Genomic DNA, 11,179 nt, shown 5'->3' on the forward strand with positions numbered 1-11,179 from the left:
AGCAACAGCGAGGCAGTTGATCGCTTCGGCAGATCTCTGAGCCTAAGCGCTGATGGCAGCACGCTGGCGGTGGGGGCTGATAGAGAAGACAGCAACGCCACAGGTATTAACGGTGATGATGGCGACAACAGCGCATCAAACAGCGGCGGGTTATACCTGTACTAACCGCGCCTAGCGGCTGTTTGGGGCAGTGTGGTGGTGATGGGCGCGCGGGTTTGGTTGGCAGGGTGGCGGGTTTTATAACGTGTTTTGTGGCGGTGTTAGCGGCGACAGAATGCGTTAAACATCGGTAGATGCACTCTGTGCATATTCCCCCTACAGGGCTGCACAAGCACTGTAGATACTCTGTTTAAAATCAAGTAACAAGCAAGATATTTTTTATTTTTCCCTGATTTAACTGGGTGCTGGAAGCGCATAAAAGCGGGATCCATCAAATGGTTTTTCTGATTTCAACATGCCATATGCCATGAATTGCGTGCAATAACTTGCGCATAGCGGCACATAATGCCTGTAGCTTTGCCAGGCCATTGTCATTGATTACGTGCTGATAATAAGAACTTACGCGCAAATCATGTTGTGTGGAACTCAGAGCAGGCAGATATAAAGCTCTTGGCAAATGACAATTTCCTGCTTTGCTTAACCGTCTTTTCTTAGAAATTGATTTTCCTGATTCCACAACACGCGGGTCTAATCTGGTATAGGCTGCCCACTGCTTTGGTTTTATAGATGAATTCAAGTTATCAGTGTAATTTCCTTTAAACAAGCGGTACGAATACATTGAGACCTTTGTACGGCAACACAATCGTTATCAGATGGAGGCGGCATGTATTTGCTGGTTAAAAAGAATGGGAATAAATATTGGCGGATTAATTACAGGCTTAGAGGGAAATATAAAACCTTATCTCTTGGCGTTTTGTAGTGGACAATATTACTTAACCACGACAGTTTACGGTTTGAGCGGGTAGTAAATGGCAGCGGGGCAATACGCGTAAGGGTGTCATCTCAATAAGGGTGTGTACGGGGGCGTTAGGCAAAATGTGGCGTTCACGGTCTTATAAAGGGGTCTTTTCGGTCGCGATAAAGAGGGGATGGCAATATCAAGGTTGGCGGAACAAAAAAATAGGCCTGTTGAAATGCTCAATTCTTAAATAAACATGCGCGGCAGAAGCACGGCATCACAGACCGTATCAGGTGAATATTTTCCATAGAATAGCCATGGTGAAGGCCAAGTTGAAGCCAATCATCCATTTAAGCAAGCGTTGTTCACCTTTTATATTCTCAACGTTGACATCAAGACGATTAAAGCGATTATCATAATTAGCAATAGCTTGAGCGGCCGCTTGAGCCTTTTCTTCTGAGGCACCAGCTTCACGCAAAGCCTCGTACACTTCTGCAATCATCGTTGTCATTCATTTAGTATATAGGCGTTGTTACTGAACAACAATGGACGCTAGCGGATGTACCGGCACCCGCTTCGCTTGAACACGGACATATAAGCTTAAGCCAGCAGGTCTACCGCGCTTCTTTTGGGTTTTTGTTTTCATGCCCAGCAGTACAATTCATCATTGGAGGAAATGATTTTGCGGGTACTTTTGCGGGTATCTTTTTTTGTTTAAATTAACAAACCCTTTGTTTGCAAGGCCTGTAGGCCATTATTCAATTCCTATCTCCGGCACCACGTTGGGTATTTTTTGTAGTAAAGGCTTATAGCGTGACACATTATTGTTAGGCATAAAAAAACCGCTACCGAGTTGTTGATAGCGGTTCGAGTTATGCCTATAAACTAAAAAAGTCTAGTTTGTTTTGTTTGCCCGTGGCCCAGCGACACACATGCCTGCCTCAGCGTCTGACGTACCGATGCAGCTGGCATTAGCGTGACATATTAGTTGTATACCATTTTCGTCATCTGTACCGCACGCTTGACCAACTTCGACCTCACGATAAGCCGTAGTATCGATAGCAGACCTTATTAAAATACGTTCACCATCGGCATTGCTGCGTAATACCTGGTTTGTCTCTTGCCCGGTGTTTGCCGCACTGTCCGCATCACTATTTGCACAGGCTAGTGTTGAGAAAACAATTACGCAAGCGCTAAGGATTTGTTTATACATCATAACTTCGTCCTCAAATTGCTTAGTTAAACAGTGACCGTTGTGCCGTCAAACTTAGTTAAGCTAAAACCATTAAAGTCTTCAGCGAAGGTTGCTGTTTGTTCGCGTAAGAGCTGAATAGCGATGGCTTCACCTAAAGCAAGCGATGCCGTTGAGTCACTACGCCAATGAACACCGGCAATATTGCGGGAGTTGCTAACGTTGGAGGCAATTTTGTTAAGCTCGCCACCGACGGTTAAGTCGGCTCTACCATTGAACGGCACTAAGCGTCTACCATTATTGCTAGGACGCAGTGGATTTTGAATCACATAAGATTCATCATACCAAGCCTTGAGGATGGTAGTACAAGCGCCTGCCACAGTGGCATGGCCTGCAGTATAGGCAGGATGCATTGGCGAGCCTTCTTCGAAAGCTAGCGGTAACAAAGCATTGCCTGGTGTTAACGCAGCGCCGAGACGGTTACTGTCATTGATAGAGTTAGCGATTTCAGGGTGGATGTCAAAGCTTGCGCCTCTATTAAGGTTGGCATGAATCGCACCCGCTTGTGCTTCAGGACGGAGGCGACGATGAGCAAACCACTTTTGGAACCAGGCAGCATGCAGCGCCCGCGTGGTGACTTCGGCAACCAAGGTCGAAATATGGCCGATACCAAAGGTGGAGAAGCCTTCCTGTGTGACGCTATTGTTGTACGGATTACCAGCATCAACGGGTGCACCCATGGCTTCGAGCGATAACATACTCATAAAATAGGCCTGATACAGTACATCAACATGCACCCACTCACTCATGCCACGGCCATTGCGTAAGTACAACAACCTGTTTTCAAATGCGGGCGCAGCGGTTGGGATGTTACCGTTTTGAATGTCGATAAAGTCATTCCAACTAGTACCAAAATTAACACCCGCTTGCGGTGTGTTAATGCGCAGGTCGATTGCGTTGGCGCCAAACGGGGTAGGTTGAAACCAAAATTGTGATAGCCAGTGACCTCTTCTATCGCCTGGTGTCAAGCCGCGGAATAACAAACGTGGCGTGACCACCCCCTGATTGTTTTTGGCGCCTTTAAAATCTGCACCAAAGCTGGTGAGGTCATCGGCGGCTTTTTGCGCCAATGCGTTGTTACGATATTGGCTGAAGGGGACATCAATCAGTGCGGCCATCCAATAGTTTTCGGCCATTTCAGCAGCTTGTTCACGGCTATTGAATTTCGGTGGCGCAGGAATCTTGAATGAAGGGCCATCACCGCCTTCAATTTCAAAGGCCCAGCCACCAAGCGGGCTGACCAGCTTGCGGCTGCCGGAGAGAGGCACTAGGTCGAGGTCAGATTGTGAGGCATTGCTGAGCCCGGTCACCAGGGTGTCATAATCGCCAGGGTTTGTTATAGCACCATCGGACACATTGTGAGCGAGACCTTTAGTGAAGCTGCCGATTCTGTTGGTAAACTGCTCGTCATCGCCATTGGTTGGTTGTAACAAAAGCGACGTTTCCTGCGCGTTGCGAAAGGCCGCTGTCTTACGAATCCAAAGAGCTTGATTGCGTCGTTGTACCGGTGACAATGGGCCAACCGTAATGGCGTTGGCGACACCTGGGATCATCATGCCAAGACCTGTGGCACCAATAGCACCCATGGTAGCTAGCGCTTGGCGGCGACTGCCTTTTAAACCATCGGTAATGGCAGACTTAATCTTGCCTTCGTTTTTCTTTAAGTGATCAGTGAATTGACCAAAGGATTTCTGTTTAGACATAAGCATTCTCCAAAATAACTAAAAAAATACCCAACATAGTGTTGAAGCCATCGTTGACATCGCTTTAACCACGTTGCGCTCTTCCCGTGCTGGAATAGCGTGCGATGTACGGTGGCAAACTGTGGCTAGGTTTGCCTGGTCGAGCGGCTGCCAGAAAATGATTATATATATTTTATAATAAATTTGTGATAAATATGTGATATTTGTGATGTAATTGGATGTCTAGATGATTTTATGAGGTTGTCAGGTATGCTCAAGGTGACGGAAACTAGTTTTACATAGAGGGGTTTTCGCGGCTTATGTAGCCATTAATACTGATTATTAGCGTATTGTTGGCTTATTTGGTATGGCACGTACCTTGGTAGCTACAGTACGTCTATGTTGTTTTAGATGTAAAATGAGAGCTTAAGTTTTTTAGTGATAACTCATTAAGCGATAATAAAGTTATAAAATTGTTATATTTAGGATTGAAATAAACCCCCTTGCTACCAATACAGGTATAGGTGCCTTTGAATAGTGGGGGTGTTAGGTTTAAGAAGCGATTTTCGTTCTGCTGGCGCGTTTACGTTCGTTCTCGAGTAGCCATTTTTTGCGGATGCGAATTGATTTTGGTGTGACTTCGACTAACTCATCGTCATCAATAAACTCGAGTGATTGTTCGAGGTCAAAACGAATCGGTGGGGTCAGTACGATGTTGTCATCGGTGCCTGAGGCGCGCACGTTAGTGAGCTGCTTGCCTTTGAGTGGGTTAACGGTAAGGTCGTTATCACGCGAATGAATGCCGATAATTTGGCCTTCGTACAAATCTTCGCCATGACCAATAAAGAGGCGGCCACGTTCTTGTAGGGTAAACAGAGAATAGCCTGAGCTTTTACCGTTGCCATTACAGATTAATACGCCACGCTGACGTTGTGCCAAGGTGCCAGTTTTTGCTGGCGCGTAACGATCAAAACTGTGATAGAGCAGACCCGCACCCGAAGTGGCGGTCATAAATTCGGTGCGAAAACCAATCAGACCACGTGCCGGGATTTCATATTCCAGGCGGACTCGGCCAGTGCCATCGGGCACCATATTACGCAGGTTGCCGCCACGTTCACCGAGTTTTTCCATGACAGAACCTTGGGCATTGTCTTCAACATCGACGGTTAATTGTTCCCATGGTTCTTGGGTTGCGCCATCGATTTCTTTAGTGATGACCTGCGGGCGGCCAATCGCTAACTCAAAGCCTTCGCGACGCATGGTTTCGATAAGAATGGACAGGTGCAGTTCACCACGACCAGACACCAAAAACACGTTAGCGTCAGGGGTGTCTTCAACCCGCAGTGCGACGTTGTGAATGAGTTCTTTTTCAAAACGTTCATGCAATTGACGGCTGGTTACGTATTTGCCTTCACGGCCGGCAAACGGCGAATTGTTGACGTGAAAGCTCATTGAAATGGTGGGCTCGTCAACGCTTAGCGCAGGCAGTGCTTCAGGTGTTTCTGGGTCACACAAGGTGTCGGAGATGCGTATATTTTCAACACCAGTAATGGCGATAATATCGCCAGCTTCGGCGCGATCAGTTTCAATGCGCTCCAGGCCAAGAAAGCCTAATACCTGCGCGATGCGCGCATTACGTTTTTCGCCGGCAGCATTGACCACGACAATAGGGGTGTTGGTTTTAATGCTGCCGCGTGTAATGCGACCAATGCCAATGGCACCAACATAGCTTGAGTAGTCGAGCGAGCTAATTTGCATTTGAAACGGCCCGTCACTATTTACATCAGGCGCAGCCACATGGTCGCGAATGGTCTCGAACAATGGGTCCATATTGCCATTGGTGTCGATGTTATCCGAATCTAGTGTGGCATAGCCACCAATCGCAGAGGTATAAACAATGGGGAAATCAAGTTGCTCGTCAGTGGCGCCGAGTTGGTCAAACAACTCAAAGGTTTGGTCAACCACCCAGTCAGGGCGCGCGCCAGGTCGGTCAATTTTGTTGACGACGACAACAGGTTTTAAACCCTGAGCAAAGGCCTTTTGCGTGACAAAGCGCGTTTGTGGCATAGGGCCATCAACAGCATCGACCAGCAAGACAACGGCATCCACCATCGACAGCACGCGCTCGACTTCACCACCGAAGTCGGCATGGCCAGGAGTATCGACGATGTTGATTTTGTAATCGCCCCATTCAATCGCCGTGTTTTTTGACAGAATGGTAATGCCACGCTCTTTTTCGAGGTCATTACTATCCATCACGCGTTCGGTGACAGCTTTACGCTCATCAAGGGTGCCAGACTGCTGTAGCAAACAATCAACCAGGGTGGTTTTACCATGGTCAACGTGGGCTACGATGGCGATATTACGTCGCTGTTGGATCAAGGGAATTCTCCGAGCAAAATGAGGCGCATTATACGTGGCTTAGCGGCTAAGGGAACCCCTGACTTAATCAGAGGCTGCCAGTCTGGATAATTCATAAATTATCCAGGCTAAGAGTCTTTTTTCGTAGTGTGCCATTTCGCCCATTGCTTAGGGCACACTATTGGCTTGTAACATGGGGTATCATGACGCTGTTAGGGTATATAAATCAATAGCCTGAGTGTAATATAGGCTGCAATAATGAGTTTGCAAGAGATGTCTCCTATTGATGACGATGGTTGGTTGCGCGGCGCGATTCGCGTCAATAGCCCCAACCATGACGAGCGCCCAGCTCAAACTGAGCCGAGTTTATTGGTGATCCATAATATCAGCTTGCCGCCAGGTGAGTACGGTGGGCCTTGGATCGATGATCTGTTTTGCAATCGACTCAATGGGGCAGCACACCCCTATTTCTCTGAGATAGCTTCGCTACGCGTATCATCACATTTGTTGATTCGCCGCGATGGTGGGATTTGCCAGTATGTCTCGTTTGATAAGCGAGCTTGGCACGCAGGTGAATCATGTTTTGATGGGCGCAGTGCTTGTAATGATTTTTCTATTGGCATTGAACTAGAAGGCTGTGATGACAGCCTTTACGAGCCTAAACAGTATCAAGCCTTAACTGGGGTGACACGCCATATTCAGTCGCGTTATTCTGCCATTACCGTTGAGCGTATCGTGGGACATTGCGATATTGCTGCGCAGCGTAAAACAGACCCAGGTGAGGCGTTTGATTGGGCTCACTTTCGCTCAGCGCTCGAAGGCTAATAATAAGTCTGTTGAGTCGCCAGTGACACCAAGCTAACTAAAAGGACGCGAGGCTTATGAATTTGATTGTGATACTGCTAGCTCTTTTCATTGAGCGTTTTGCACCTTCTATAGACGAAGTTAGAGAATACCGTTGGCTGCAGCGTTTAATTGATTTTTCGCTCAAGCACTCAAAAATTTTTACCATAGGCGGTGGTGTGATTGGTTTGCTACTGATCTTGTTGCTGCCGGTGCTAATTGTTGGCTTACTGCAAGCCAGGCTGGCTGAGTGGAACAGCCTGATCTATGTGATATTTTCAGTGATTATTTTGGTCTATAGCTTTGGCCCAATGAATTTGCAACGCCAGCTAAAGAAATATATTGCCGCATGTGATACGGACAATGAAAAAGCCGCCTATGAACATATAGATACGGTAGTCGCTCGCAGTAAAATACGTGATGACGATGAGCATGGGCTGCATCGCGCCGTGATTGAAGGCATTTTGGTAGAAAACAATGAGCGTTTGCTGGGCGTCATTTTCTGGTTTGTTGTATTAGGCCCAATAGGCGCAGTTTTGTTTCGGCTTTCGTCGGTACTGCGTGATGACCTATTCAAAGAGGGTGAAGCGCTACAGGCGGTAGCCGAAAGTGCGCGCATTTTACATGGGTTATTAGCGTGGATTCCTGCTCGCCTAACCGCCATTACCTATGCGCTTGCTGGCAGCTTTATTGATGTGCTCGAATGCTGGCGTCAAAACACCTCACGTTGGACGCATGACTGGATTACAGGTAACCGTCGTTTGTTAATAGAGACTGGCATCAGTGCATTACAGTTCCGCACTTGTCGCGACGGCGTTGAGGTCGATGATCCCGCCGATTGGCATAGTCATATCGACAGCACATATAGACTCGGCTTTCGTACGACAGTTATTTGGTTGATTATCATCGCGTTATTAACCATGTGGGGTTGGTCCTAGGGTGTTCTCAATTAACAAGCACAGCAATGTTGATTGAGAAGACTTTTTAGTCATGACAGTTGCAACGACTATTGATTTAATGCGTCACGGCGAACCAGTAGGTGGGCGTCGTTATCGCGGACAGATTGATGACCCATTGAGTGACTTGGGTTGGCAGCAAATGCGCGATGCCGTGCCAGATCAAATTCCCTGGCAAACAATCATCACCTCGCCCCTGTGTCGTTGCCGAGCTTTCGCTGAAGAGTTGGCACAAACTAATGGTTTATCTGTTGTAGTAGATGATCGCTTGAAAGAGATTGGTTTTGGCGTCTGGGAAGGCATGACGCGTGACCAGCTACGCGCAGATGACCCGCATATTTTGCAACGTTTCTTTAATGATCCAGTTGCAAACCGGCCGCAAGGCGCAGAAATATTGACGCAATTTCAACAACGCATCAGTGCTGTCATTGATAGCATAGTGAGCCGTTATTCAGGACAGCATATTTTAGTCATTGCACACGCTGGCGTGATTCGCGCAGCGATCAGCTATGCGCTCGGCTCGCCCATTGAAAATATGTTTCGCATTAAAGTCAGTAATGCCGCGATAACACGTCTACAGTTTACGCCAGGTTCGCCCAGCTTGTTACTGTTTCACGAAGGTTGATAGCTGAAGTTGGTTTCATTGTGGATATTGCTATGAAAGGTTAGTCTCTTTTCCAATACACTTCATCACCACCTCCAGATCGTGTTAATACCCGCGCAATAACAAAAAGCAAATCGGATAGACGGTTTAAATAGCGTAGCGCGTGAGGGTTGATCTGCTCTGATTTGTTTAGCGTGACTAACGAACGTTCGCTGCGTCGGCACACTGTACGCGCGACATGACAGTGTGCCGCAGCGGCGCTGCCGCCAGGGAGAATAAACTCTTTTAGCGGAGGCAATGCTTCGTTAAACGTATCAATTTGGTTTTCAAGTCGCTTGACGTGCTCCGGTGTCAGTATTGTGTGGCCAGGAATACAGAGTTCACCACCGAGATCAAACAAGCGATGCTGTATTGCTGCTAAGCATTCCTGTATATCGTCAGGAATGCTGTGAGTTAACACTACGCCAATCAAAGCATTGGTTTCATCTACCGACCCGTAACAATCGACGCGTACATGATCCTTGCCAACACGTGTGCCGTCACCAAGACCTGTACTGCCATCGTCGCCAGTACAGGTGTAAATTTTGGTCAGTCGATTACCCATTTGTTTGAGACAAGCTACCTAATCATTGTTGCTATTTTGCGGGAGAATAGCGAAATTCAACATAGAGACTTCTGCCCGGGGTATTAAAGTTATTAGCTAATTCATACTCTTTATCGAACAGGTTTTCTACTTTAAGGCTAATAGCATGCTCCGTTGTTAGCTGATAAGTGGCCGCAGTATTGACGAGCAAATAGCCAGCATTTTCATCGGTACTGAAGTCGGAATCATTACGTCGGCTGGTTAACAAGAGATCACCACCTAATTGCAGTTTGTCAATATTATAGTTGATTTGCGTAGTTAGGCTGCGTTTGGCACGGCGCGCCAGTACGCGCCCTGTGTCATTGTTGCGAGGGTTTTGAATGATAGCCGCTATATTATAGTCCCATAGCCCATAGGCACCTTGATAGCCAAGCTCCAAGCCTTCAATGGTGGCTTCGTCGACATTGACATTAACGCCATTAATGGGGCCGAGAAAACCGTCAGGATCGAAGAAGTTGATGAGATCTGTAATTTTGTTACGAAAAGCGGTGATATGAAAAGCTTGCCTGGGGGCAAGCTGGTGTTTTAGTCCAATTTCTATGTTGCGTGCACGCTCAGGGTTGAGGTCGGGGTTGCCACCAAAGCCAAAACGATCCGTTGCATCGGGTGCGCGAAATGCTGTTCCAGCGCTAGCATTGAGTCGGGTTTTTGGACTTATTTGAACGCCGTATTCTGCGCTCCAGGTAAGCTCCCCACCAAAATTACTATGATCTGTATGACGTGCACCGAGTATTAATTGATGATTGCCCAGGGTGATTTGATCCTGAATGTAGATGTCATCAGTGTCAGTATCTTCGTCAAAAGCTGTACCAAAGGAAAGTGCTTCATTATTTTCGCGAGACAGCACAAGCCCTACGGTGAGCAGTTGGTTGTCGCTAAGCGTGATGTTGTTTTGCCAGTCCAACTGATTATTGTTTGTCTCAACAAAGTCGTTGCTCTGGTTTTGGTCGATATCATCTTTAATTTTGCTAAGTTTTAGCGTGGAATCAAAAAAATCGTTACCGGTGAAGCCAAGTTTAAGTGTTGTCACACTGTTTGTTTGGTCCTGGTCGAGTGGTGCCAGAAAGAAATCGAGGTACTCAGTATTGCCCCTGGATGACCAATGACTGAGCTCAATATCGATGGCATTTGTATTGATCCCTGTGTATGCGCTAACAGAGCGATTGTCGTGTCCGCGGTCAATGTCAGATTCCTGCCGCGTAGGAAAACCTTCGCTACTGAGTAAATTTACATCGAGACCAAGACGCAATATTTTTTCGCTGTGGTGTATGCCGACGCTGCCTTGAGTTGTGTTATTGCTGCCTGCAGAGAAGCGAGCAGAAGCTTGGGTGCCACTGCCTTGTCCGCGTCGCGTGATGATATTGATAACACCACCGATGGCATTGGAGCCATAAAGTACTGAACGTGGACCTTTGATGATTTCGATGCGCTCTATTAAATCCGGGTGAATATTTTGTATTGCAGCACCGCCGATTGTGCCAGGATTAATGCGGACACCATCGACCAGCACTAGCGTGTGATTGCTCTCTGCGCCACGAATGAATATGGATGTCACTTGCCCTGGCCCACCATTACGTCCAATATCAATACCTGCATGGAATCGGAGTAAATCAGCCGCATCGATTGCCTGGCTGCGCTCGATGTCTTTTCGACTAATGACAATGGTTGGCGCTATGGTGTCACCCAGTGATTGTTCTGTTCGCGTGGCACTAACAACGATTTTATCGAGTTGCACAGAGTTATTATCTTCTGCAATGATTGGTGTGGCGGCGAAAACCGCAAAGCTGGTAATGAGTGAGACAAATAGACGATGGTTCATGTTTCTTGTTTCCTTATGCACACACCCGTGCATGGTTTAGGCACGAAGGAAACAAGTACGAAAGAGGTGGCTCTATCGCTTGTTGTTGCCCTCCGCAACAGTCGCTGACGAATAACTTCGG

Annotated in this window: 11 protein-coding genes; 4 read left to right on the top strand and 7 right to left on the bottom strand. The window is 47.2% G+C overall.

The genetic code is table 11. From position 1 onward, the window contains the following. Nucleotides 1-430 precede the first annotated feature (430 nt). The gene (locus tag JKY90_07735) at nt 431-778 is read right to left on the bottom strand and encodes an IS110 family transposase (GenBank protein ID MBL4852152.1); all 348 of its coding nucleotides are present in this window, start codon (nt 776-778) and stop codon (nt 431-433) included. A 45-nt stretch (nt 779-823) separates the two neighbouring features. On the opposite strand from JKY90_07735, the gene JKY90_07740 reads away from it, so the two are divergent. Next, nucleotides 824-919 carry a DUF4102 domain-containing protein gene (locus tag JKY90_07740; GenBank protein ID MBL4852153.1) on the top strand — a complete coding sequence of 32 codons (96 nt, stop codon included), beginning with the start codon at nt 824-826 and terminating at the stop codon, nt 917-919. 268 nt (nt 920-1,187) lie between these two features. Here JKY90_07740 and JKY90_07745 read toward each other — a convergent pair whose 3' ends face one another. The 4 genes from JKY90_07745 to typA all read right to left on the bottom strand — a co-directional run bounded on the left by JKY90_07745 (nt 1,188) and on the right by typA (nt 6,214). After that, on the bottom strand, nt 1,188-1,409 hold the full coding sequence (locus JKY90_07745; protein MBL4852154.1) for an integrase: 222 nt from the start codon (nt 1,407-1,409) through the stop codon (nt 1,188-1,190). Nucleotides 1,410-1,793: 384 nt separating this feature from the next. Next, nucleotides 1,794-2,114 carry a hypothetical protein gene (locus tag JKY90_07750; GenBank protein ID MBL4852155.1) on the bottom strand — a complete coding sequence of 107 codons (321 nt, stop codon included), beginning with the start codon at nt 2,112-2,114 and terminating at the stop codon, nt 1,794-1,796. A 23-nt stretch (nt 2,115-2,137) separates the two neighbouring features. Continuing rightward, nucleotides 2,138-3,853, bottom strand: coding sequence for a vanadium-dependent haloperoxidase (locus tag JKY90_07755; protein MBL4852156.1), 1,716 nt, complete (start codon nt 3,851-3,853; stop codon nt 2,138-2,140). Between the two features lie 531 nt (nt 3,854-4,384). After that, nucleotides 4,385-6,214: a translational GTPase TypA gene (gene typA / locus JKY90_07760; GenBank protein MBL4852157.1), complete on the bottom strand. Its 1,830-nt coding sequence runs from the start codon at nt 6,212-6,214 to the stop codon at nt 4,385-4,387. Nucleotides 6,215-6,451: 237 nt separating this feature from the next. Between typA and ampD the strand changes: the two genes are divergently transcribed. From ampD to JKY90_07775, 3 genes are read left to right on the top strand one after another with little or no spacing between them, the layout of a single operon-like run. Further along, entirely contained in the window at nt 6,452-7,018 is a 567-nt protein-coding gene (ampD, locus tag JKY90_07765) for a 1,6-anhydro-N-acetylmuramyl-L-alanine amidase AmpD (protein MBL4852158.1), read from the top strand. A 56-nt stretch (nt 7,019-7,074) separates the two neighbouring features. Beyond that, nucleotides 7,075-7,974 carry a regulatory signaling modulator protein AmpE gene (ampE, locus tag JKY90_07770; protein MBL4852159.1) on the top strand — a complete coding sequence of 300 codons (900 nt, stop codon included), beginning with the start codon at nt 7,075-7,077 and terminating at the stop codon, nt 7,972-7,974. 52 nt (nt 7,975-8,026) lie between these two features. Beyond that, nucleotides 8,027-8,617: a histidine phosphatase family protein gene (locus JKY90_07775; GenBank protein ID MBL4852160.1), complete on the top strand. Its 591-nt coding sequence runs from the start codon at nt 8,027-8,029 to the stop codon at nt 8,615-8,617. Between the two features lie 40 nt (nt 8,618-8,657). On the opposite strand, the gene JKY90_07780 is transcribed toward JKY90_07775, so the two are convergent. Then, nucleotides 8,658-9,200, bottom strand: coding sequence for a cob(I)yrinic acid a,c-diamide adenosyltransferase (locus JKY90_07780; GenBank protein ID MBL4852161.1), 543 nt, complete (start codon nt 9,198-9,200; stop codon nt 8,658-8,660). A gap of 31 nt (nt 9,201-9,231) precedes the next feature. Continuing rightward, on the bottom strand, nt 9,232-11,058 hold the full coding sequence (locus JKY90_07785; GenBank protein MBL4852162.1) for a TonB-dependent receptor: 1,827 nt from the start codon (nt 11,056-11,058) through the stop codon (nt 9,232-9,234). Nucleotides 11,059-11,179: the final 121 nt, after the last annotated feature.

The organism is Gammaproteobacteria bacterium, from assembly GCA_016765075.1.
In the GTDB taxonomy this organism is placed as follows: Bacteria; Pseudomonadota; Gammaproteobacteria.

Excerpts from the sequence above, each read along its gene's own strand:
- JKY90_07735 (MBL4852152.1), bottom strand. The coding sequence starts at position 778 with ATGTATTCGTACCGCTTGTTTAAAGGAAATTACACTGATAACTTGAAT.
- JKY90_07740 (MBL4852153.1), top strand. The coding sequence starts at position 824 with ATGTATTTGCTGGTTAAAAAGAATGGGAATAAATATTGGCGGATTAAT.
- JKY90_07745 (MBL4852154.1), bottom strand. The coding sequence starts at position 1,409 with ATGACAACGATGATTGCAGAAGTGTACGAGGCTTTGCGTGAAGCTGGT.
- JKY90_07750 (MBL4852155.1), bottom strand. The coding sequence starts at position 2,114 with ATGATGTATAAACAAATCCTTAGCGCTTGCGTAATTGTTTTCTCAACA.
- JKY90_07755 (MBL4852156.1), bottom strand. The coding sequence starts at position 3,853 with ATGTCTAAACAGAAATCCTTTGGTCAATTCACTGATCACTTAAAGAAA.
- ampD (MBL4852158.1), top strand. The coding sequence starts at position 6,452 with ATGAGTTTGCAAGAGATGTCTCCTATTGATGACGATGGTTGGTTGCGC.
- ampE (MBL4852159.1), top strand. The coding sequence starts at position 7,075 with ATGAATTTGATTGTGATACTGCTAGCTCTTTTCATTGAGCGTTTTGCA.
- JKY90_07775 (MBL4852160.1), top strand. The coding sequence starts at position 8,027 with ATGACAGTTGCAACGACTATTGATTTAATGCGTCACGGCGAACCAGTA.
- JKY90_07780 (MBL4852161.1), bottom strand. The coding sequence starts at position 9,200 with ATGGGTAATCGACTGACCAAAATTTACACCTGTACTGGCGACGATGGC.
- JKY90_07785 (MBL4852162.1), bottom strand. The coding sequence starts at position 11,058 with ATGAACCATCGTCTATTTGTCTCACTCATTACCAGCTTTGCGGTTTTC.